This is a genomic window from Flaviramulus basaltis (genome assembly GCF_900114265.1).
Lineage (GTDB): Bacteria > Bacteroidota > Bacteroidia > Flavobacteriales > Flavobacteriaceae > Flaviramulus > Flaviramulus basaltis.
The window spans coordinates 1,085,955-1,111,354 of sequence record NZ_FPKV01000002.1; the positions used below are offsets into that span (position 1 = coordinate 1,085,955).

A 25,400-nucleotide genomic window follows, 5' to 3' on the forward strand; every position below is an offset into this window, starting at 1 on the left:
AGAAAAACTATCTCTTATTCTTCAGCATCTTTAAATACATCGTTTCAACTTTAGTTCTTGCCCATGGCATTCTACGTAAAAACTTTAAACTAGATTTTACCGATGGTTTATCAGTAAAACATTTAATTTTTATAACTTCTCCCATATATTCCCAACCATAATGCGCTTCCAAATCTGTAATGATTTGTTCCAGTTTAATACCATGTAACGGATTATTTGGTTGAGATTCCACTTACTAAATTTTTAATTTTAACAGCTTTTTCAAAATGATCTAACTTTTGAGTCATAATCCACCATTTTGCTGCCTCCATTAACAGTTCTGGATTATCATTTTTATTGGCAAAAAAGGCGTAAAAAGACACGCCTACATTTTCACCTTTTGCTTCTATTTTTTTATTGCAGACTTCAACAATTTTATCTTTTAAAACTTTTTGCATATACTATTAACTACGTCTATCGTTGGTACGTTTTGGACGTCTTGATTTATTATTTCCGCCTGAATTTCTATTTGAACTATTAGAAGAATTACTGTTTCTTGAATTTCTATTTTGACGACCTTGACCTTGTTTTATAGGCGCTGTAGATGCATTTGGGTCTGGCTCAAAACCTTCCAATATTTCAACAGGAAGTTTCATTTCAATTAGCTTTTCAATATCTCTTAAAAAAGTAGTTTCATCTGCACTTACTAACGATAATGCTTCACCACTTGCTCCTGCTCTACCTGTTCTACCAATTCTGTGTACATAATCTTCAGGAATGTTAGGCAATTCAAAGTTTATAACATGTGGTAATAATGGAATATCTAAACCTCTCGCAGCAATATCTGTAGCTACAAGTACACTTACACTTCCGCTTTTAAAACCTGATAATGCTTTTGTTCTCGCACCTTGACTTTTATTACCATGTATGGCAGCTGCTTTAATACCAGCTTTACCCATTTTTTCACAAAGCTTATTGGCACCATGTTTTGTTCTTGCAAATACTAGAACTTGTTTCCAATTACCATCAGAAATTAATTTAATAATTAAATCTGTTTTTAAGCCTTTGGCAACACGATATACTTTTTGACTAATAGCATCAACTGTAGTGTTTTCTGGTGTTGCTTCAACTTGTACGGGATGATTTAAAATACCATGTGCTAGCTTCTTTATATCTTTTGAAAACGTAGCTGAAAACATTAAATTCTGACGTTTTTCGGGCATCATTTTTATAACACGCTCAATATCTCTTAAAAAGCCCATATCTAACATACGGTCTGCTTCATCTAAAACAAATATTTCTACACGTTTAAGTGATAATAATCCTTGATTTTCTAAATCTAACAAACGCCCTGGAGTTGCTACTAAAACATCAATACCTTGACGAATAGTTGCTGCTTGTGGTTTTTGGTTTACACCACCAAAAATAACAGCGCTTCTTAAATTTAAAAACTCACTGTATTCTTTAACATTCGCATAAACTTGTGCTGCCAACTCTCGGGTTGGTGTTAAAATTAAAGCACGAATAGGTCTGAATTTTTCCTTAGGATTTTCAGATAAAATATGTAAAAGTGGCAATGTAAATCCTGCCGTTTTTCCTGTTCCTGTTTGTGCAGATGCTAAAACATCTTTTCCTTCTAAAACTGGAGGAATTGCTTTTTGTTGTATAGGAGATGGTGTTGTGTATCCTTTTTTGCTAACTGCTTTTAGCAAGGCTTCGGATAAGCCTAAAGATTGAAATGACATATATTGTGTTTATGAAGACTCGTTATGAGCTTTTGAGATTATAAATCACTATGAATTCAACCTCCTTCTTATTAAAGTGCAAAGGTACACCTAATTTTATCATTATATTTTAAATACTTGAATTTGTGCTAAAAAAAGCTAACTGAACGTATGAGTCAAAGTATTAAAACGATTTTATATCATGTAGTAAAACAAAAACTCAAATTTATCTTTTAGGATATTGCTTTTTAATATTCCTTATTAAATCTTCTAATCCGTTTAATTTAAGCTCATAAACCTGCGTTAGCATTATACCTAATTTTCCTTTTGGAAATCCTTTATTATGGTACCAAACCACATAATACTCTGGCAAATCGATTAAATAGCGATCTTTATACTTACCAAATGGCATTTTGGTGTGTGCTAAGTCAATTAAAAATTGTTTATCTGGTAACATTATAAATGTCTATATTATTAAAGAAATCGCCATAGTCGTTACTTATTTGCTATGACTAATTGGATTTAAATTCTGAAAGCTTTTTAAGTTCGGCTTCAATATAGGTTTTCCATTTTTGTTGCGCTTCAAAATTTCTGGAATAATTAGTTTCATCATCATATTTGTTTTGCAACTCTGCAAGTTCTTTATTTATAGTATTATGAAGTTGCTTTAACTCATTTCTAATACTATTTGATATTTTTAACAAACTAATGAGCTGCCTAAACTTACGAGCGTGTAATTCGGTAATATCAAAATGTAATTGCTCGTGCCCTAAAACATGAGTATCTGCCTGTTCTACTTTATACCATGATTGTTCTGGATAAAAATGAGCATAAACTTCGGTTGAAAAACTAACAACATCATTTCTATCTGTTTGTGTAACTGAAAAGCCAAAAGTAATACCAGATGCTGTTATAGCAACTGCACTTGTATTATTGTCTGGTTTAGCCTTAAAATCTGACCATGATAGTTTGTAAGATTCGTTCCAAGAAATAATGGGTTCATCTTTTTGAACGCTAAAAAAACAACATATTATAAGGAAAATTCTAACCACAAAATTGTATCATATTTAATAAAACCTAGATATAACAATAAAGAGATTACCAAAAACTATGTATTCTTCGCAATAATGACTTAATTAAAATATAAACGCAAGCCTTTAAAGCTTATTATTTTACCTCAATAATAGCTAAATCGTCGTACTTTACTAAATAAACGCTATCGTTATAATAGCCTCCAAAAAGTTTCTTTTTATATGAAAATTTGTTCTCTACATATTCTGTTAAAGCTGCATTTTTCACAGACATATATAAATTTTCTGAAGAGACTAATCGTAAAACCACATCCATTGTTAAGTCGAAACCTTTAACGGCTCTTTTGTTAGGTGTTGTATTATAAAGATTATTGTATTTTTTCACAAAAGAGTTATTCTCATTAAAGTTATATTCTTTTGATGTGGTTGCAAAATGAAACTGTAATGTAGATAAGTGTGTGTTGTTTATTTGATCACCTTCAAAAGCTGAATTTATATTAGTAGTTACCAAAACAATTTCTACAGCTGGTTCATTAAGTTCTATATTTTTGCTTTTGTTTAAAGATGCTAAAACACTTGTTACATTCGATGCAAAACCTTCATTTGTAGTTTCTAAAAACACAATGTTTTTTCCTGGTTTTAGACCAGCTTGAATATCTTCTTTTGTAACAAAAAAGTCATCTTTACCATCTTTATTTTTACGTGAATGAATTTGTTTTGCTTGATTGAATTCTCGTTTAAGATCGTTACTTACTTCTATTGTTTTACTGTCTGAAATAATAAGAATGTTACTTGTTAAACTATCTTCTCGTACAAAATTTACAATCTTACTTTTTAGTAAACCGTCTGATGGTTTAGACTGGAAAACATTATCATATAATTTTAAATCTGACCCTATTGGAGAAACAACTGGTGTATTATAAACTCTTAATCTTGAAGCTACTTTATCAAATGTATCGTTTGTTAATGGTCCAATAACAGCATCAACCGTTTCAAAATCATTTTCATCAATTATCCTAGACACTTCACTTACTTGATATTTTGTGTCATAAACATCTACTTTTAAAGATATTCCTAGAGTTTTTAAAGAATCTAAAGCCATTAAAACACCAGAATAAAAATCTAGCGAAGCGTTTAAATATGGTTCTTTAATACTTTTTTTTGTGTCTTCTGTTGAATCAAAGTCTACACGATTTAATCTAAAAGGTAACATAACAGCTATATGCTTTGTTTTGAAATCTGATATACTATCAATTAAGTTAATACTTTCAGATTCTGCTCGCATAACACCACTAGCTAAGTTTGAGTAAGGTATTTTTAAGATCATTCCGTTTTTTAAACCTGTTTCTTTTAAATCTGGATTAAGTTCTTCTAATTGTGATTGCTCTAAACCTAATTTTAATTTTAAACGATAAAAACCTTCTTTTGGTAATACTTTATAGTAGCTATATTGTTCATCAATATTTTTCACTTCTTCACCTTCAAGATTAGGCACATTAATAATTTCACCTTCTTTTAAAACTTCTCCCATATCTGGGTTAAGCATTTCCAATTCTTTTACGGTAATTCCAAATTTATAAGCAATGCGCCACTTGCCTTCTTTAGGCAGTACTGTATATTCTGTTATGTGTGGATTTTCATCAACAACTTCAGTAACTTTAAATATTGGTATTTTAAGCTTATCGCCTTTGCGTAGAGGATTTGCATAAAGAAATTTATTATATGCTTTTATGTCGTCTTCAGATACTTTGTATTCTTTTGATAAGCTATACAAAGTTTCTTTACGTCTTGTTTTATGTTCTTTAAACCCTTTTAGTTCCTTTACAATAGTAACTTCTGGTTTTTTAGCTTTGGAAATTGGAATAATTAGAATTGTATTTGGTTTCAGCCCCTTTTTAGCATCAGGATTTAAACTATAAATATCTAAAGGAGTTACGAAATAACGTTTCGCTATACCATCAATTGTTTCTCCGTCTTTAACTTGGTGTGTACTGAAATTTTGTGCATTAACCGAAGTAAAATTAAATGCTAAAACAAAAACTAATGCTAATAAAAATCTATTCATATTATTCTGCTAGATATAAATATAATGAAACGTATTTAACTATATACGTTTATTTTTTACCTAAAGGATGTAAACTATTTCCTTTTCTTTTATTCAATTTACATATAGTATGCCAAAAGAAGTTTTTTTTAAAGAAATTCTATTCCCACTCAATAGTTGCTGGCGGTTTTGAGCTTATATCATATACTACTCTATTAACGCCTTTTACTTTATTTATTATATCGTTTGATGTTTTTTGAAGAAACTCGTATGGTAAGTTCACCCAATCTGCAGTCATACCATCTGTACTTTCTACAGCTCTAAGTGCTACACATTTTTCGTAAGTACGCTCATCTCCCATAACGCCAACGCTATTTACAGGTAATAACATAGCTCCTGCTTGCCAAACTTTATCGTACAATCCCCATTCTTTTAAACCATTTATAAAAATGGCATCTACTTCTTGTAGAATACGAACTTTTTCGGCTGTTATATCACCTAAAATTCGAATTCCTAAACCTGGCCCTGGAAATGGATGACGTCCTAATAGTTCTGGATCTATTCCCAAAGTAGCTCCTACACGTCTAACCTCATCTTTAAAAATAGCACGAAGAGGTTCTACAATTTTAAGTTTCATAAAATCTGGCAATCCACCTACATTATGATGACTTTTTATAGTTGCCGATGGACCTCCTGTTGCCGAAACACTTTCAATAACATCTGGGTAAATGGTACCTTGTGCCAACCATTTTACATCTTCTATTTTATGGGCTTCATCATCAAAAACTTCAATAAAAGCATTTCCTATAGCTTTACGTTTTTTCTCTGGATCTTCTATTCCTGCTAAAGCATCAAGAAAACGTTTTGATGCATCAACACCTTTAACATTAAGTCCCATACCTTCGTATTGATTTAAAACACTTTCAAATTCATTTTTACGAAGTAAGCCGTTATTAACAAAAATACAATACAAATTCTCACCAATAGCCTTATTTAACAATACAGCAGCAACTGTAGAATCTACACCTCCTGAAAGTCCTAAAACAACTTTATCATGACCTACTTTTGCTTGAATGGCTTCAACAGTCTCTTCAACAAAAGAATCTGGTGTCCAATCTTGTTTAATATCTGCTATAGTTACCAAAAAATTTTCTAACAATTTTTTTCCATCAGTTGAATGATAAACTTCTGGATGAAATTGAATGGCATACGTTGGTTCTCCTTCAATTCTATAAGCTGCATTTTTAACATCATGTGTACTAGCAAGTAAAACGGCATTTTTTGGCAAATGCTTTATAGTATCACTATGACTCATCCAAACTTGACTACCATCATTAATATAAGAAAAAAACGATTCTCCTTTTTGAATAAAAGATAAGTTTGCACGCCCATATTCTCGGGTATTTGATGGTGCTACTTCTCCACCAGAAAAATGCGCTAAATATTGGGCGCCATAACAAACTGCTAATAATGGTTTCTTTCCTCTTATTTGAGATAAATCTGGGTGTAAAGCCTCTTCACCTCTAACAGAAAAAGGGCTACCTGAAAGAATCACAGCTTTGTAATCTTCAATATTAGATGGAATTTTGTTAAATGGGTGTATTTCGGAGTAAATGTTGAGTTCTCTAACTCTACGGGCAATAAGTTGTGTGTATTGTGATCCGAAGTCTAAAATTAATACCTTGTCATGTTGCATGCGCAAAAATAGTAATTGATTTTAGATTGACGAATTAGGATTTAGAATTTTTTATTAATTTTTAATCCTTTAACATTAAAATTCTATCAATAGTATATTTCGTAAGATCCATTGTTATTTCTGTTAATTCAATATCTATTTCATACACTTTACCAAAGATTATTTTTCTGTACAATAAAATTAACATTACTATTCAATAAATTGTTTTAAAACATTTAAATCATATTAACTATTTGATTTACAGCAATAAATAAGTATTTTTACAGAGAGATAATCAACTATTTAATGAAACATTTCACTATTATACTTTTTTTATTTTTTATTTCTTTCAACTTCTTTTCACAAGACGATAAAAAACTTGATAGTCTAATTCTTGCATACCATAAACTAGCTTATTCTGTTGAGAAAATAAATACTGCTGAAAAAATATATATTTACCAGAGAGAAAGAAATTCTGAATCTGCTCAATACTATCTACATGAATGTTTGAAACTTTCAAAAGAATTAAATTTAAAAAATGAAGAAGCAAAGGCACTTAAAAATCTAGGTAATTATTATGTTCATTACCATAATCTTGATTCGTTAAGATATTATTTTAACCAATCTGAATACGAATATGGAATTTTAAAGAATAAAACTCAGTTATTTAAAGTGTTACAAGCTTGGAATAGAGCAGAAAATCTTGAAGGAAATTTTGAAGTTGCATTACAACTATCCAACAAAGCACTTAAAACTGCTGAAGAATTACAAAACGGGCTAATGTTAAGTGATGCACACCAACAAAAATCAACTATTTATCTTGATAAGGGTGACTATAAAAATGCCATAAACCAATTAATCAATGCCTCAAAAGCTCTAGACACATTAAAAAGTAAGAAACCGTTAAAACTTGCAATAATTAATGTAGGTATAGGTCGAACTGAAACTTTAAGAGATAATTATAAAGAAGCCATACCCTATATAACAAAAGGCATAAAAACGTTTGAAAATTTAAACCACAATAAATGGCTGGCTATATCCTATATGGAGCTTGGCAATACCTATTACGATTTAAAAGACTATACAAACGCACTTCTAATCTATAAAAAAGGATTAAAAATAAGTGAAACAATGAATTGGAATAACTTTATTGCTCCTTACACTTCTAATATTGGAGCTATTTATTTAGAAGAAAAGGAATTTGACAAAGCATTAAAATATTTTTTTAAATCCAATGAAATCTCTTCAAAACATGGCTCTATTAATAATCAAATCATTTACCTAAATGATGTAGCATCTGCCTATTTTGGAAAAAAAAACTACAATAAATCTTTAAATTATTACACTCAAGCTATACACCTTGCAGACTCCATTGGTTCTATTGATAATTTATCTGACGCATATTTAGAACGCTCTGAAACCTATGAAAACTTAAATCTAATTGAACTTGCCTTATCAGACTATAAAAAATATCATAATTTAAAAGATTCAATTTTTAATTCAACTAAATCAAAGCAAATAGAAGAATTAAAAACCAAATACGAAACCGAAAAAAAAGAACAAGAAATATTACTTCAAAAAAATGAAATTAATCTTTTAAAACAAAAAGGAGAAATAAATAATCTTTACAAAATTTTATTTGGAATTGGGTTCTTGCTTTCTTTAATTGGGTTTTACGCTGTAAGACAAAAATTAAAACGCAGTAAAGCAGAAAAAGAAAAATTAGATCTAGAGTTAGATTTTAAAAGAAAGCAACTTACTACCCACGCTTTACATTTAGCAAAGAAAAACGAAGTTTTAGAAGGCTTGAAACAAAAAGCCGAAGAACTAAAATCTTTAGAAAATAGCCAAAATGGCTACCAACAACTTATAAGAACTATTAATTTTGATCTGCAAGATGATAATAATTGGGAAAATTTTAGCAAATACTTTCAAGAAGTACATAAGGATTTCAATAGCAAAGTGAAACAAAGGTTTCCTGATGTCACATCAAATGAGTTACGTTTAATGTCTCTACTAAAGATGAATTTATCATCTAAAGAAATTGCTAATATTCTAAATATTTCGCACGAAGGCATTAAAAAAGCACGTTATCGTCTTAGAAAAAAATTAGATATCACCACAGATGATTCACTTCAAGATTTAATGATAAGCCTTTAGAAACAAGGGATTTAAAAACCATCTGTTATTTATCCTTAATCTAATTTCAAGGTGTCCACTCATTGTCCACCTATGTTTTTTTAATACATCAGTTTCATGTAATAGGTTTGTTTTGTCATTAAGTTGACAACAACCGTTTTGTGGTCTTGTTCGGTTTAGGGCTGCAGACCATTTTCCGGACAGGTCACACAAAACAGAATTTTTAAACCAATAATAAAACAAAACATGAAACCACAAAACAACACATTAAAAAAATTACTTTTAGTTTGTTGCATAGCAACAATAATCGCTTGTAGCAAAGATGACAATCCTAACAACCAGACAGACGAAAAACTGGTTGAAACTCAATCCAATATAAACACTGATGAATATACTAATGACAAGGGGGAATTAGGAATTAGTTTAAATTCTAGAAATTTAACAAGAAAAGGATATACGCCATATAAAGCAATTATCACAATAAATGAAGGGGAAAAATCTGGAGAATATGAAATAGACATAGACCCTGATACCAATTTAGCTTTTTTAGCATTTAAAAACAAGAACCTAAGTGATACGGCAAAAAATGAACTAGAAAATGGTGTGTCTATTAATGTGATTATAAATGATGCATTAGGTACTGAATTAGCTATATACAACAGTTCAAAAATTTCGTTTAAGCCAAGTCCTGATGAAACAGAAGTTGATAATCTTGCCAAACCTGATATCCATCCAATAATACTTGATAGTAATGCTGATTATTATATGCAAATTTTAAATGACGATATTACTTCCGTACGTGGTGCGCCTTCTGCAACTTTAATAACCTCAACATCAGATTTAAACACCGAAATTAAAATACGTGCAGGCAGCGATCTTGATTATGTTAATGATACACAACAAACCATTCCGTTTACAAAATTTAGATTTGAAGTTGTCGATTCTGCAAATAACATCTTTAATATATATAATCCCAATGGCAACAAAAAACATTATTTATATATTAATTCCAGTAATACACTTGCTGTACAATCTAATGCCAATATCACAAAAAACGGAGGTAATACCGATGCTTCAGATTTAGAAAATTATAAATTCAAAATTCAAAAAACAGATATAGGTAAATTTGTTATTATTCCTGTTCAATCTGGGTCACCATTATATGCCCCAATAGGTTCAGGAAACCTCAAGCCGTCAAATACAAACGCTTCTTACTTTAGAATTTTAAATTTTGAAATAGATTGGAATATAGAATCTATAGGAACAAAATTCTTAAACCCTATACTTCCTGCTTCAAAAACATTGGCAGCATACAATACGGCACTTAAAAATTGCAGTAGTGGCTCATTAAGCCAACTTGTGGGAATCAAAAAAAGTGAAACTAGAACAGACACTTATTCTTGGTCAGAATCCATACAGGTTTCTACTACGGTTGAGGCTAGCCTTTCTACAACTATTTCTACAACGGTAGAAGCAAGTGTAAATTGCCAGTTTTTTGGAGCTTCCAACTCTGTATCCGCCTCTGCGACTGCTGGAATAAGTTATGCTCATAGCACTACAGAAACTAGAACAGAATCAACAGAAATCACAACATCTAAAACCATTGAGATTGCTTCTGAAAGAGAAATCACAGTACCCCCAGGAAGAGGAACAAGTGCTGCAGATATTTATCAAGTGTATGAAAATATTAAAGTGCCTTATGTGCAAACATTTAGAGTCCGGGCAAAATATGAAAATAACACTTCGTTAGATGGTGGCGAAATTATGACACAATTTAATTTTAACGGATTCTCAGGAGTTGTTACAGAAATAGGTTCAGATTATATTGAAGTTAGCTTAAAAGGCATAACTTTAATCAATCAGTTAATAGATACCACTACTGAAACAAGGGATATTCCAAATGCTTGTAGCTAAAAATTGGTTTTAAAAAGCAAGTCATATTGGCTTGCTTTTATTATAACGTTAAAATTGCAAACTCATTTTTTAATGGCTCTAAGTTTTCTATAAGTTTAGGGATAAGCGATTCGCCATATTCCAGATAAAATTCTGAAAAATTGGTGTTTCGTTCTTGTAAACTTTGGCTAGGAAATAACTCGTTTTGCAAATCCGTCATTCTTAATACCTCATTAGAAAGTTTCTTTTTTTGTGCGTTTAACAAACGTTTTTCAAGATTATCTAATCCTTTTAATTGTTTTACTTCTTGAGCTTTTACTGCTACCAGAAACAACCTATCCATCTATTCTTCAATATTATATAAATATTTAAATTTTTGAATTAAATTTTTAAAACTTTAAAGCTTTCAGTTGTGTTTTGTGTAGAAACCATAAAAAAGTAAAGTCCATTTCTATAACCTGAAACACTTAATTCATATAAATTATTCCTTATTGCTGATGATCTGATAAGTGTTTTAAATATTTGTTTTCCTGTAATATCGTATACTTTTAAATCAACATCCTCATTCAAATTATTGAAAAATATTCTTACTTTATTTTTTACAGGATTTTTAATAATTTTAAATTCTGAAAATTGTTTTTCATTTGTAACACTTAACGTAGTTTCTCCTATTGCCCAAAGTACAGCATTTTTAAGCATTGTTCTAAACTTAGTATTACTATCATAATCACTATCATTATGTCCTAAAGATGTATAAAACGATTTAATACCAGATAATGTTACATCAACAGTACTTGAATTATTATCATCATCATAAGTAATAGATTCTTTATACCATGTAGTTGCTCTAGCTACATCATATGAATTATTTCCAGTAGATTCAACTTCCAAAAGCACAGTATTATCCTCACTTATTTGTCCGCCATTTAGTTCCCAATAATAATATTCTTCATTTTTATTCCATGTGCTACCAACAGATCCAAGAAAATTTGTAATTGAACTATTTGTTTTCACTTCCATGTCTGCATTAAAATTATTAGAAGTATGATTTGGATCACTTTGAATTATAGCACCTACCAATTCATTGTAAAATGACCATGTTTTATCTCGATAAGTATCTGAAGCACCATGTATTCCAACAAAACCCTTACTATTTGCTATAAACTTTTCTAAAGCTATTTTTTCAGAATTTGACAATAAATCATCTCCTGAGGTATTTAAAAATACTACAGCATCGTATTGGGCTAAATTTGATTCAGTAAATACATTTGAATTTTGAGAGTTATCAGTTGACCAATTATTGTTCTGGGCTCCTAATTCTTCAAACATTTTTATTCCTGCATCAATAGAAGGGTGCCTATAACTCTCTGTTTGATGATAGACTAATATTTTCTTTGATTGAGAAAAACCTATAAAATTAAAAACAAGAAAGAAAATAAATATATTTTTTTTAAAAAACCTAAACTCTGAGTACATATTTTTTGCTTTTTATAAACTGATATTCTAAAAAATTTAAACTTGACTTTTTTATTTTATCACTTATATTATTAATTTATAAAATATGATCTTTAATTTAATTTTCACTCAGTTTAATTAACTTATTTATATGCTATTTTATCACAATTCTGCTAATTTCGTGATAATTACTGTCATTTTAATAAGCACAAGGTTATCAAATCATCATTTTATGAGATTAGAATAGTAAACGCTCCATTCAATGGCTCTAAGTTTTCTATAAGTTTAGGAATAAGCGATTCGCCATATTCCAGATAAAATTCTGAAAAATTGGTGTTTCGTTCTTGTAAACTTTGGCTAGGAAATAACTCGTTTTGAAGTTCGGTCATTCTAGAAACCTCATCAGCTAATTTCTTTTTTTGAGCTTTTAACAAACGCTTTTCAAGATTATCTAATCCTTTTAATTGCTTAACTTCTTGAGCTTTTACAGCACCTAAAAACGATTTATCTGTTTGTTCTGCAAGTTCATATAACCCTTTAAATTGCTGAATTAACTCTTCTTTTTGAGAAGAAAAATCAATATCGATATTAGATATCTCTCTTACTTTCTTATTAATAAACCTATCTCGTTTTAAGAAAACATCTTCATTAGAAATTTTTAAGCTTTGAAGTTTTTTATCTTGGCTTTCTGTTTTAATCAAAACTGAATTACGAAGTAATAATACAGGAAACGGAACTTTAACAGCATCAAAGAACTGTTTTAGTTGAAACCAATACGCCAACTCACCACCACCACCTATGTAGCATAAATTAGGCAAAATAACTTCTTGGTATAAAGGCCGCATAATTACATTAGGCGAAAAACGCTCGGGGGCTTCATTTAAATGCTCAAGAATCTCACTCTGATTCCAAGAAATTTTTGTGTCATTTACTTTATAAATAGCATCTTCAAAAACAATACGTTCCCTTAAGCCTTCTTTTAAATAGAATAAATTTATTTCTCTTGGGTTTACTTGGATTTTATAATTGCTTGGTAATTGATTTATTTGAGCATTAGTCTGAGAAACTGATTTGAATGATGTTTGGTTAACTAATTCTTCTTTAACAAAAGGAATAAATTGTTTTTTTAATTCGGCATCATTAGCATCAATAATGACTAAACCATAATCTTTAAACAATTCATTTGCTAGAAAACGTGTAGCATCAGCTAAATTATTATGTTTTAAATAGGTATTTTTAAAAAGTGTTTTTAAATATTCTGCATTTTTAGTTGTTCCTATTTCTAAAGAAAACAAATTAAAAACATCTTCTAAACCTTCTGTAGATAATTCTCCAACTGCTCCACTAGACTCTTTATTCCAATGCACTTTTTTCCCTTTGAAGTTGAAATAATTTATTTCTTCAAAATCATGGTCTTCTGTCGCCATCCAATAAACAGGCACAAAATTAGAATTTGGATATTTAGTTTTAAGTTCTTTTGAAAGATTGATTGCAGAAACTATTTTATATAGAAAATAAAGCGGCCCGGTAAATAAATTAAGTTGATGACCCGTAGTTATTGTAAAAGTATTACCCAGATTTAAACTTTCAATATTATTAAGGGTTGCTTCAGAAGCTTCAATATTTTTATATTGTTTATTTAAAGCAGAAACTAAAACAAGTCTTGATTGTTTACTAAAAGATGATTCTTTTTCTTCTATCTGTGTTTTAAAATTATCAATACTAGAAAAACGATTATAAAACGGTTTTAGTTCTGGTATTTCATCTAAATAATCACAAATTAACGATGAGAAATAGCCTGTTTTATAAAAGGGTATTGTGTTTTGCTTCATATTTTAATTAAAAATCATGTAAATATACAGCTATTCTATTTTTTGAAATCTAAAAATTAAGTTAAGAGTTAAAAATATGCAAAGTCATTTACATTGTTTAATTATAATCCTTTTCTAATAAACTTTATACAAACTAAACACTCACATAATTACTAGGTAACATTTAACCTAAACTAAAGCCTATTCTTTAATACTAAAGTAACCTTATTAACCTTGCATTAACCCTAAATTAAACAAAGCACATTAATCAATTAACATGATTCATAACATCTAATCATAATTTTGAGATAAATAAAAACCAAAAATATTATTTAAATTATGAAAAAATTACTCAACCTTATTTTAACCCTAATAGTCTTAACTGCGACGAGTACGGCTATTGTAAGTTGTCAACCAGAAGATGGTAAAGATGGCATCAATGGGCAAGATGGACTAGACGGTAACGACGGGCAAGATGGACAGGACGGTGAAGATTTCACACCAAATCCAGACATGTTCTCAAACAAATCATTATTAGATCCTTTAGTTATTATTAATGAAAATTTTAGTGGCGTAAAAGCTTACTCAATAATAAGTTCTTTTGATGTACTTCCTAATGGATTTAGATTGGTTGGTGCTCAAGATGGTGCTGGTCTTTTAAAAGACGGCGACGAATATATATATGTAGTTAATGCTGAAGATGATTATGGTGTTTCTAGAATTCGTTTAGACGAAAACTTAACACCAATTAAAGGTGAGTGGTTATTAAACGCAGGAGTTGCAGATTATGCAAGACAATGTTCTGGCACTATGTGGGAAGCAGCTATTCATGGTGGTGATAAAGACATCTTTTTATCGGCTTCTGAAAGTATAGCTTATGACGTTAAAGGTATAGACCCATGGATTGAAACACCAACACCAACTGCAGATTTTGGCTTAGATGCTTTAGGAGAATTCTCATGGGAAAATGCAGTACCATTACCTAAAGATGCTTATTCTGGAAAAACAGTAATTATTGGTGGTGATGATGATTCTAGTGGATCAAAAGGTCAAGTTGCTATGTATTTGTCTGAAAATGGAGATGCCGATTTAGAAAATGGTAAAATACATGTATTAAGATTTAAACAAGTTTCTGATGGTGCAGGTGGTGTACAAGATGTTACAGCTGATACTGTTTATGACGAAGGTAGCTTAGATTTTGGTAAACCTTATGATGTAGAGTTTGTTGAAATAGTTGACGGAGCTGCCATGACAAAAAATGAAATGGAAACGGCATGTACTAGCGTTTTTGCTTCTCAATTTATAAGAGTTGAAGATGTAGATTACCAAAAAGGAAGCGATGCAAACGCTAGAAATGTATATTTTGCTGTAACTGGTTTAGGTCCTAATACAGGTGATGTTAATGACTGGGGAACTATTTACAAATTAGAATTAGATGAAACAAATCCTTTAATTGGTAAATTAACACAAATTGTTAGTGGAAATACAGATTCTAATAATAATGACGGAAATCTTTCCACACTTCAAAGTCCAGATAATATTTGTGTTACCGAAAATTATGTTTACTTCCAGGAAGATCCAAATTCTTTTAGCAGAAATCATGCAGCCCAAATATATCAAACAGATTTAGATGGAAATAACCCTGTAGTTGTTTTAGAATTGAAAATAGAAAGCAACTTATCTCCTACAGGAAGCACTGGCTTTTCAGGTGAGTTTGGAGCCTTAATTGATATTTCTGATAAAGTTGGTGTACCAGATACTTTCATGCTAAACTTACAACCACATTACTGGCAAAGTACAGAGTTTGTTTCAACAAACTTACCTCACAACCAAGGAGGACAAATTGTTTTATTACAAGGATTACCTAGATAAACACAATAATCTGCTACAACCAAGAATCTCTATTTTTATTAATAGAGATTCTTCTATTTATAAAAACCCACATAACTAAGCGATGTATCACACTATTAAGAAATTAATTATTCTATCTATTTTATTATTTATAATAACTTCTTGTAATAATTCTAAAAAAGAAACTATCCCAGTAACAGATTGGTCTTATGCTCAAAATTATTATTTAGAAAACATTACTTATGCATTAACTTATTTAGATAGCTTGGAACTCGTGGGCATTAATGGAGAAAAGTCCAAAACATATTTTACTTTATCTAGAGAAGCATTTAAAAAGGCAGAACCTTATGCTTCTTACTTAAATCCAGAAGTTGGACATAGAACAAACGGACCAGCACTTCCTGTTTATAAAGAAGATAGCGGTAAAATTATTAAACCTGTTGGATACCAAAAAATTGAAGAAAGTATTTATGAAAATGAAACTTCGTTAGAAGATTTCAAGCAAGAATTATATGTCACTAAAGGCATGCTATCTGTTCTAAAAAAAGGCATTGAAAAAAGAGAATTAAATGCGCAACGCTTTTTTATTGCTACACATCAACAATTATTTAGAATAGTAAGTTTAGCTATTTCTGGTTTTGACACACCTGTAAGTCATTTAGGTATTAATGAAACTATAGTTTCTTTAGAAAGTTTACAAACAGTTTATAATAATACCATTCAAAATATTATTGACAGTAAAAACAAATCTCTAGACACCGAATTTCAAAACAACATATTAAAAGCCATCGAATTTATTAATAACAATACTGATTTTGATATGTTTGATAGATTTACCTTCACTAGAGATTACATGAATCCCATTACAAGAAATTGGGTAGAAATACGTAGAACGAGTCAGCTTTGGGAACCTATAAATACCGAACCCTTTAACTTTGATGCACCTACATTTTTTGAAAACAACTCGTTTAATTTAAATTATTTCACACCAGCAATCAACAAAAACCCTACGCAAAAACAAATTAAACTTGGAGAAAAACTGTTTTCAGACCCTATGCTTTCTGCAAATGGAAATATGGCTTGTGTAACTTGCCATATACCTAGTAAAGGCTATGCTGATGGTTTGGCTGTTAATTTAGATAATGAAAGAAAGCCCTTAGAGCGCAATACACCATCACTTATAAATACTGCTTTCCAACAAAGTTTCTTTTTAGATGGACGTTCTAAAACTCTCTTAGATCAAATTTCATTAGTGTTTAAAAATAATAAAGAATTTAACACAAATGTGCATGAGTTTTCTAATGCTATTTTAGAAGATTCATCTTATATTAAGCTCTTTAAAGAGGCGTATGGACAAGTTCCTAAAAAAAACACAGCTGTTATAAAAGCCATCTCATCATATATTTCAACATTAAATGGATTCAATTCAAAATTCGATAAAAATATTAGAGGTGAAGAAAACACTTATACCGAAGAAGAAAAACTAGGTTATAATTTATTTATGGGTAAAGCACTTTGTGCAACATGTCATTTTATACCATTAACAAATGGCACAGTACCTCCATTTTTTAATGAAACCGAAAAAGAAGTTATAGGAGTTCCTGAAACTGCTGATAATAAAAAACTAGATGATGATTTAGGTTTTTATTGGAGATATAATGAAGATTTACATAAGGGCATGTTTAAAACACCATCCATTAGAAATGCTGAAATAACAGGTCCATACATGCATAATGGTGTTTACAAAACTTTAGAAGAAGTTATTGAGTTTTATAACCTTGGTGGCGGTGGCGGACTTGGCTTCGATTTAGAACACCAAACACTTCCATTTGATGAGTTGAATTTAACTGAAAAAGAACAAGCTAGTTTGGTTGCTTTTATGAAAACACTAACAGACAATAATGTCTCTTCAAACTACAATTAAATAATTATAAAACTCTAAATATTTCTCATCTAAATTTGCTTCATGTAATTTAATTACCACATAAAATAATATATAAAAGTAATCACTTAAAAATTACGTTTGTCAATTTTAAATAGTTTTACATAATTGTTTTTTAACTAATTTTGTATTCTAATTTTTTATAAAGTGATAGACTTTTTACTTACTAGTGATGCTATAATGGCATTATTAACCTTAACATTTTTAGAAATAATTCTGGGTATTGATAATATTGTTTTCATATCAATAGCTGCAAACAAACTACCAGAACATCAGCGATCAAAAGCGACAACTATTGGCTTATTATTAGCCATGATACAACGAATTTTACTGCTATTTTTTGTTAGTTTTTTAATTGGTTTAAAAGAACCTTTTTACACTATTGAGTTAACATGGCTACATATTGCTATAAGTTGGCAAGCGATTATATTATTTGTTGGCGGATTATTTTTAATCTATAAAAGCACCTCAGAAATTCATGAAAAAGTAGAACTGCCAAATCATGATGAAAATAATCTTAATAAAAAGAAGCTTAAAAGTTTATCTCAAGCCATTTTTCAAATATTAATTATAGATTTCATATTTTCTATAGACTCTATTTTAACAGCTGTTGGTATGACTAATGGATTACATCCTAACCATAATTACAATTTAGTTTTAATGATAATTGCTGTCGTTATTTCTATTGCTATTATGATAGGTTTTGCTAACCCAATACGAAAATTTATAGATTCTCACCCAAGTATGCAATTACTAGGATTAGCCTTTTTAATATTAATTGGTTTTATGCTAATTACTGAATCGGCACATTTATCGCACACAAAATTATTTGGTAATGAGGTAGGTGCAATACCTAAAGGCTATCTGTATTTTGCTATTGCATTTTCACTTTTTGTTGAATTTTTAAATTTTAGAATCCAAAAAAAGAACAAGGCATAGTAATTACCAATATAATCCATAGTGTGTATTTGTTTCGTATATAGTTATTATCTAAACATTTACCCCATGAAATGCTTAACCTACCAAATTATTAAACTTGCTTTAAGTTTATTTTTAGTTTTTTTAATATTCAACTGTTCAAATGAGAGTATTAAAAATGATTCTATAATTGTTAATAATCCTTTAGAAAATCCAGAAGATGGTCCACCAGCAGGAAACCCTGATGGTGATTCTGCCATTCCTAGTGATGCTGGTTTAGAAGATGTTTCCAATCCAGACACTATAATTGGTAATGGCTCACCAGAAAGCTGTACATGTGATGCTGTTGTTAATGCTGTTGCTAAAGGCGGAAAAATAACGTTTAATTGTGGTACTCAGCCAGTAACTATTATTATGGATAAACCAGCCAAAGTCTTTAACAATGCTAATCCAGAAGTTATAATTGATGGTGGTGGTTTAGTGACTTTAAGCGGTAATGGAGCTACAAGAATTTTATATATGAATACTTGTGATGCTAACCAAGTTTGGACAACAGACCATTGTCAAAATCAAGATACACCAAAACTTACTGTGCAAAATATAACATTTGCTGATGGAAATTCTACATCAGAAACAGAATACTCAGGAGGAGGTGCAATTTGGGTAAGAGGCGGTCGTTTTAAAGCTGTAAATTCAAGGTTTTTTAATAATGTTTGCGCAAGTATTGGACCAGATGTTGGTGGTGGTGCAATTAGAGTTTTTAGTCAATATAATAACTTACCTGTATTTATTACTAACTCTACCTTTGGAGGTGCTGAAGGTTATGGAAATATAGGTTCAAATGGCGGCGGTATAAGCAGTATTGGTGTATCTTGGACTATAATTAATAGTTTATTCTCGCATAACAAAGCCATTGGTAATGGTGGTAATCCATCAGAAGCTGGCACTCCTGGCGGCGGCAGTGGTGGTGCTATTTATAATGATGGCAATACCATGACTTTAAGTATTTTTGGAACACGAATTGAAGAAAACGAAGTAAACTCATATGGTTCATCCATATTTTTTGTGAGCAACGATCATTCTGGAAATATTAAAATTGACAATTCTATAATTCAAAACAATATTGGAGGTTCTTGGTATCCAATATATCCAAGTATTTCTATGCATTCAGATACTCCTATTTCTGTGACTAATTCAACAATTGAATAATTTAAACCCTTTTTGGTTTTAAAAGTATTACTAGCTTGTCTGATAAAAACATAAAAAAAATCTTGAATCGAACAAAAACCATCTGATTATTAGGTTTTTATATTGAATTTTTTCGTATCTTAAGTGCTCTTCTAAACTTAAAAGCCATGAAAAAATTAACTCAATTAACTTTGATTTACATTTGTGCTTCATTTTTATTTTGCACAAATATTACTGCACAAACTGAAACTGAGGAGGTATACAAGGAACTAGAAGGAAAAGTCATTGATGCCAACTTAAAAGACCCACTTATATTTGCCGATATTGTTATAAAGGACTCAAATATTAGTACTGTAACTAATGCAGATGGTGAATTTCTACTTAAAATACCAGAAAAATTTTTTGATGGTATACTAACCATTTCTCATTTAGGATATGAAAAAAGAGAGATTAAAATTTCATCTTTAAATAATCATGAAAAGATAGATTTAACTGCTGCTATTACTAAACTAGATGAAGTAAGCATAACTACTACAAAAAAAGATGCTAAATCTTTAGTTATTGAAACATTAAGTAAAAAAAGTGAACTTTATAATACTAATAACACTTTAATGACAGCCTTTTACAGGGAAACCATTAAAAAAAGAAGACGTAATGCTTCGCTCTCTGAAGCTGTTGTGAAAATACATAAGCAACCTTATAGTAATTTAAAAAGGGATTATATAGAACTTGTTAAAGCTCGTAAAAATACAGACTACACTAAATTAGATACTATTGCATTCAAACTTCAAGGTGGACCATTTAGTAACTTGTATACAGATATTATAAAATACCCAGAATATATTTTTACTAAAGAAACTATAGATTTATATAATTTTAATTTTGACAAATCCACTCGTATTAACGAAAAGCTAATCTATGTTGTTAATTTTAAACAAAAAGAAAATGTAAATGATCCCTTATATTTTGGAAAGCTATACATTGATGCCGAAACTTTGGCTTTAACTAATGCAACATATAGTTTAAATGTTTCTAATAAAGAACTAACAAGCCAAATGTATGTGCGTAAAAAACCTAGAAAAGTTGATGTGTATCCAACAGAAGCCACCTATCGTGTAAATTATAGAACTAAAGATGGAAAATGGCATTATGCTTACAGTAATATTTCACTAACTTTTAAAGTAAATTGGGAAGGAAAACTTTTTAACAACGTTTATACTCTAAGTAGTGAAATGGCTATAACAGATTGGGAAATAGTGGATGAAAAACTAGCTAAAAACAAAAGTCAGATAATACGGCCCACAACTATATTAAGCGAAAAAGCTTCTGGGTTTTCAGATCCAAGGTTTTGGGGAGCATATAATATTATTGAGCCAGAAAAATCCATTGAATCTGCAATTAAAAAAATACAAAAACAGCTTAAACGAACTTAATTAAAAAAAGCATTTTAGTTTTATTAATGTAAATTGAGGTTATAATTAAAATATTAGGTAGTTTATTTTTAAGAAATTAACCACCTAATATTTTTTGTTTGTTTCTGTAATTCATTTTTTTAACTCTACAAAACCCATTGAAAATAAGATCGTTATGCTTAAAATGTTAATTTTAACATCTTTTAATCGAATTTATTTGCGTTTTATCGTTTAATTAATAAATCTTATTAGTTTTGAATACAATTCAATAAAATTATTAGCTATTATTGATTTTAAATTAAAAGTTTTACTTGATGAAAACAGCAATTAGCAGTATAATACTTTTATTTTTCACAATGTCTGTGATGAGTCAACGACTTGTTTTTAATGGGCAAAACCAAATTCATCGTCAATTAGAAGATCCTTCATTTATATCATTAAATAGTCAATATAACATGACAGGTGTTCTTCAAGTATCAGATTCAGATATTGCCCAAACCTCACAATACATTTCAGCTCAGCTATCACTTTTTGATAATGTTGCATTTGGTTTAGATTATTCAAAACATAGTTATGATGTGTATCGTTATTCACAAATGTTTCTTAGTAGTCGTTTTAGATTGAATCTTGGTAATGAATTTCATTATTTTAATTTGGGTGCCTCAATTGGACAAGACAAACTTAACGAGGCTAATACATCAAAAGACAATTCACTTAATACCATTTATAAATTAGGTTTACATTATACTAATTTCAACCTTACTCTGGGAGGAGTTTTAAATAGATATCCAGTACAAAATGACTTAACATTAAACATGCCCGAACCTCTTTCTAGTTATGAAGGCTATACTCTATACTTATCCTACCGAATGCGCCTTTCAGATAACATGAGATTAACACCTATGATTAAGTATAATTCGTATTCAGATTTAACTTTCTTTGAAGGTGTAACCAATTTAAATTACAAAGGCAATTATGAATTGGCCGTTTCATATAAAGATGATTACTCAATTAACGCCGCATTAAGCGCACGATTTTTAAAGTATGTTAGGCTTAGCTATTCTTACGAAAGCGCTATTGGTTCTCAAAACTTTAATGATGTGCACTCCATTGGCGTGTCGGTAGATTTAACTCCAAAAGAAACCGAAATACCAGAATGGTTAGCTAACGTTAAAAGAAATAGAGAGAAAATTAATCGTATAAAAAAGATAAAAAAAGAAGAGCCAACTATAGTAAAAGAACAATTGAATGTTAATAATGAAGAAACCAATGAAGCTGATAATGTAAGTGATAAGTTAGTAAATGATGAAGAAAAATATCCTGTTATGGATGAAAGTACTCCTTCTGATATTATTGATGATTATTATTTAAAACCAGGCTATTACATTATACTTGGTAGTTTTAAACAATTAAAAAATGCTGACAAAGAAATAGCACGATTAAAACAAAATGGTTTTTATGCAAGATATGGCAGAAAAGACGCAAATGATGAATTTAACTATGTTTATGTTGACCGCTACGCTGAAAAGGATATTGCTTCACAGCGTACAAAAGCAAAACAAAAGGAAAAAGGCTTTGAAAGAGTTTGGCTACTTAAAATTGAATAATTTTTGATAAAATATTAGATTCAAGTTAAAAAGTTAAGTTTTAAAATAACGTAATTTGGCCTTCATCATCACTATCAGAATCTTTTTCATTCTTTATGTTAGAATCAGAATCTGTAGTTTTTTCTATATGAATGGTTTCTTCATCAAACACTTCTAATTCGTCTGCATGTACTTCTTCTGGTGCTTCATATGGTAAAGACTCCAATAAATTAACTTGATTCACTTTATCTTTAGTTAATTGATTTCCTAAAGCAGCTATTCCTTTAATCGAAATAAATTCTTCAAGATTTATTTCTAAATTCTCTTTTCTTTCTTTACCTCGCTCTTTTGCAAAAACTATTTCTGCCATAGGTTTCCAATCTGTAGATACAATTTCTAATTGTGAATTTGAATGTTCTGATATAAAAGATTCTTCCTTGCCTTCTTGTTCAATCAGAAATCGTTTTACATAATGCATTTCCTTTTCGCCATTAAAATAAATAGCAGAAATTGGTTTTTTAGGAATCCATTTTTCCATTACAATCATATCATCATCAAAATGCATAGTAACTTCTGGTGTTACCGTTTTTATCATTCCAGATTGTGTGATAATTAGCAGTTTATCTTCGCCTCTAAACTCACCTACTAAATCTCCTCTTCCATCAACATTTAAACGTTGTACCGTATCATCAAACCAAATTTTTCGTGGCTTTAAAGTAGAAACTCCTTTTTCTTTTAGTTCAACGCGTTTTACAGAATATTTAGTGACTAAATTTCCTTTAGATACTCGTCCTTTTATAAGAATATCGGCAAAATCGATATCCCATTTCAACTTTTTAATGCTTCCTGCTTGTCGTAATAAAATAGTAACAACTTCAGCTTCTCCATTTGGATTTGCTGAAAAATACAATGCAACAGACCCTTTATTCCCATTGGTTAAATCGTATTCTCTATCGCGTGTAATACTTGTAACTGCAAAGCGTTTAATATAGGATGGTCCACTTTTCCCATCGCGATAAATCAGGTTGTAAATAGTACGTTTGTCTTTCTTTTTAAAAACCTCAACATGAATAATATCTTTACCAATAAAAGTTTTAGAATCAACTTTAGTAACCATCATTTTACCTTCTTTGGTAAACACAATAATGTCGTCAATATCACTACAATCACCAACATACTCGTCGCGTTTTAGAGAAGTTCCAATAAAACCTTCCTCTCTATTTACGTAAAGTTTTGTATTTCGTATTATCACTTTTGTAGCGTCTACATCATCAAAAGTTCTAATTTCTGTTTTGCGTTCTCTTCCTTCACCATAATCCTTTTTTAATCTTTTAAAATAGGCAATAGCATAATCTATAAGATGTGCTAAATGATGTTTTACTTCTGCTATTTGATCTTCTAAAGCATCAATTTTTTGTTGTGCTTTATCGATGTCAAATTTTGAAATACGCTTGATTCTAATTTCTGTTAAACGCACAATATCATCTTCTGTAATTGTACGTTTTAAATGTTTAATATGTGGCTGAAGACCTTTATCTATAGCTTTTATAACACCTTCCCAAGTTTCTTCTTCCTCTATATCACGGTAAATCCTTTTTTCAATGAAAATACGTTCTAAAGATGCAAAATGCCATTGCTCTTCAAGCTCATTTAATTTAATTTCTAGATCTTGTTTTAAAAGCTGAACCGTGTTATCTGTACTACGACGCAACATTTCGGTAACCCCAACAAACAATGGTTTATTATCTTCAATAACACATCCTAATGGTGAAATGGAACTTTCGCAACTAGTAAATGCATATAAGGCATCAATAGTTTTATCTGGAGATAAGCCTGGTGGAAGATGTATTAATATTTCAACCTCCGCAGCTGTATTGTCTTCTATCTTTTTAACTTTAATTTTCCCTTTTTCGTTTGCTTTTAAAATAGAATCAATTAAAGTTGAAGTGGTTGTAGCAAAAGGAATTTCTGTTATAGTTAAAGTATTTTTATCTAATTGAGAAATTTTAGCTCGAACACGTACTTTCCCTCCTCTTAAACCATCATTATAATTAGAAAAATCTGCAATACCTGCTGTTGGAAAATCTGGAAGGATTGTAAATCGTTTTCCTTGTAAATGCTTTATTGAAGCATCAATAAGTTCAATAAAATTATGCGGTAATATTTTTGTTGATAAACCTACTGCAATTCCTTCACCACCTTGCGCTAACAATAATGGGAATTTAACAGGTAAGTTTACGGGCTCTTTTCGGCGACCATCATAACTAGATTGCCATTCGGTTATTTTTGGGTTATAAACAACATCAAGCCCGAATTTTGAAATACGCGCTTCAATATAACGTGATGCTGCTGCACTATCTCCAGTAAGAATATTTCCCCAGTTTCCTTGGGTATCTATTAATAAATCTTTTTGCCCTATTTGAACCATTGCATCGGCAATACTTGCGTCTCCATGCGGATGGTATTGCATAGTATGCCCAACAATGTTTGCTACTTTATTGTAACGTCCATCATCCAAATCTTTCATAGAATGCATGATACGACGTTGTACAGGTTTAAACCCGTCTTCAATGGCTGGTACGGCACGTTCTAAGATAACGTAAGATGCATAATCTAAAAACCAATCTTTATACATACCCGTTACTCGGGTAATTGTTTCTTTTGGTTCTTCTTGTTCGTTATTTAAATCGTCGCCTTCTTCAATCATTAATTAGTTAAGTTTATTTTGGCTTCCCGCTAAGCGTTACTCTAA

The 25,400-nt window shown here is 30.2% G+C and carries 18 protein-coding genes and 1 pseudogene; 8 read left to right on the forward strand and 11 right to left on the reverse strand.

The features are described from left to right. Positions 1-7: 7 nt before the first annotated feature. The 7 genes from BT151_RS11390 to guaA all read right to left on the reverse strand — a co-directional run bounded on the left by BT151_RS11390 (position 8) and on the right by guaA (position 6,474). Complete coding sequence (locus BT151_RS11390) at positions 8-232, reverse strand: VF530 family protein (RefSeq protein ID WP_072402238.1); 225 nt, start codon at positions 230-232, stop codon at positions 8-10. Then, positions 213-437 carry a DUF6500 family protein gene (locus tag BT151_RS11395; protein ID WP_072402240.1) on the reverse strand — a complete coding sequence of 75 codons (225 nt, stop codon included), beginning with the start codon at positions 435-437 and terminating at the stop codon, positions 213-215. The genes BT151_RS11390 and BT151_RS11395 overlap by 20 nt, the downstream gene beginning before the upstream one ends. Before the next feature lie 6 nt (positions 438-443). Next, complete coding sequence (locus BT151_RS11400) at positions 444-1,724, reverse strand: DEAD/DEAH box helicase (protein WP_072402242.1); 1,281 nt, start codon at positions 1,722-1,724, stop codon at positions 444-446. A gap of 205 nt (positions 1,725-1,929) precedes the next feature. Further along, positions 1,930-2,160, reverse strand: a complete 231-nt coding sequence (locus BT151_RS11405) for a DUF3820 family protein (protein WP_072402244.1) — start codon at positions 2,158-2,160, stop codon at positions 1,930-1,932. Between the two features lie 55 nt (positions 2,161-2,215). Then, entirely contained in the window at positions 2,216-2,755 is a 540-nt protein-coding gene (locus BT151_RS11410) for a DUF922 domain-containing protein (protein WP_072402245.1), read from the reverse strand. 115 nt (positions 2,756-2,870) lie between these two features. Then, a complete protein-coding gene (locus BT151_RS11415; protein WP_072402247.1) occupies positions 2,871-4,799 on the reverse strand; it encodes a LysM peptidoglycan-binding domain-containing protein in 1,929 nt (642 codons plus the stop codon). Between the two features lie 139 nt (positions 4,800-4,938). Beyond that, entirely contained in the window at positions 4,939-6,474 is a 1,536-nt protein-coding gene (gene guaA, locus BT151_RS11420; RefSeq protein ID WP_072402249.1) for a glutamine-hydrolyzing GMP synthase, read from the reverse strand. Between the two features lie 285 nt (positions 6,475-6,759). Here guaA and BT151_RS11425 point away from each other — a divergent pair, with 285 nt between their 5' ends. Together BT151_RS11425 and BT151_RS11430 are read left to right on the forward strand one after the other, a co-directional pair. After that, the gene (locus tag BT151_RS11425) at positions 6,760-8,613 is read left to right on the forward strand and encodes a tetratricopeptide repeat protein (protein WP_072402251.1); all 1,854 of its coding nucleotides are present in this window, start codon (positions 6,760-6,762) and stop codon (positions 8,611-8,613) included. Positions 8,614-8,838: 225 nt separating this feature from the next. Beyond that, the gene (locus BT151_RS11430; RefSeq protein ID WP_072402253.1) at positions 8,839-10,506 is read left to right on the forward strand and encodes a hypothetical protein; all 1,668 of its coding nucleotides are present in this window, start codon (positions 8,839-8,841) and stop codon (positions 10,504-10,506) included. A 40-nt stretch (positions 10,507-10,546) separates the two neighbouring features. On the opposite strand, the pseudogene BT151_RS11435 reads toward BT151_RS11430, so the two are convergent. The 3 genes and pseudogenes from BT151_RS11435 to bshC all read right to left on the reverse strand — a co-directional run. After that, positions 10,547-10,825, reverse strand: a pseudogene (locus BT151_RS11435) (bacillithiol biosynthesis cysteine-adding enzyme BshC); the annotation flags it as partial. 41 nt (positions 10,826-10,866) lie between these two features. Beyond that, positions 10,867-11,961: a ThuA domain-containing protein gene (locus BT151_RS11440; RefSeq protein WP_072402257.1), complete on the reverse strand. Its 1,095-nt coding sequence runs from the start codon at positions 11,959-11,961 to the stop codon at positions 10,867-10,869. A gap of 209 nt (positions 11,962-12,170) precedes the next feature. Further along, entirely contained in the window at positions 12,171-13,772 is a 1,602-nt protein-coding gene (gene bshC / locus BT151_RS11445) for a bacillithiol biosynthesis cysteine-adding enzyme BshC (protein WP_072402259.1), read from the reverse strand. 318 nt (positions 13,773-14,090) lie between these two features. Here bshC and BT151_RS11450 point away from each other — a divergent pair, with 318 nt between their 5' ends. The 6 genes from BT151_RS11450 (at position 14,091) to BT151_RS11475 (ending at position 22,669) form a co-directional block, all read left to right on the forward strand. Continuing rightward, positions 14,091-15,623 (forward strand): hypothetical protein, encoded by a 1,533-nt coding sequence (locus BT151_RS11450; RefSeq protein ID WP_072402261.1) that lies wholly within the window; start codon positions 14,091-14,093, stop codon positions 15,621-15,623. Positions 15,624-15,705: 82 nt separating this feature from the next. Beyond that, entirely contained in the window at positions 15,706-17,526 is a 1,821-nt protein-coding gene (locus BT151_RS11455; RefSeq protein ID WP_072402263.1) for a cytochrome-c peroxidase, read from the forward strand. Between the two features lie 165 nt (positions 17,527-17,691). After that, the gene (locus BT151_RS11460) at positions 17,692-18,483 is read left to right on the forward strand and encodes a TerC family protein (protein ID WP_072402265.1); all 792 of its coding nucleotides are present in this window, start codon (positions 17,692-17,694) and stop codon (positions 18,481-18,483) included. 66 nt (positions 18,484-18,549) lie between these two features. Further along, entirely contained in the window at positions 18,550-19,671 is a 1,122-nt protein-coding gene (locus BT151_RS11465) for a hypothetical protein (RefSeq protein ID WP_072402267.1), read from the forward strand. Positions 19,672-19,817: 146 nt separating this feature from the next. Then, a complete protein-coding gene (locus BT151_RS11470) occupies positions 19,818-21,083 on the forward strand; it encodes a carboxypeptidase-like regulatory domain-containing protein (RefSeq protein ID WP_072402269.1) in 1,266 nt (421 codons plus the stop codon). A 293-nt stretch (positions 21,084-21,376) separates the two neighbouring features. After that, positions 21,377-22,669 (forward strand): SPOR domain-containing protein, encoded by a 1,293-nt coding sequence (locus BT151_RS11475; protein WP_072402271.1) that lies wholly within the window; start codon positions 21,377-21,379, stop codon positions 22,667-22,669. Between the two features lie 40 nt (positions 22,670-22,709). Here the strand turns inward: BT151_RS11475 and BT151_RS11480 are convergent, their stop codons facing one another. After that, complete coding sequence (locus BT151_RS11480) at positions 22,710-25,355, reverse strand: DNA gyrase/topoisomerase IV subunit A (RefSeq protein ID WP_072402273.1); 2,646 nt, start codon at positions 25,353-25,355, stop codon at positions 22,710-22,712. Between the last annotated feature and the right edge of the window lie 45 nt (positions 25,356-25,400).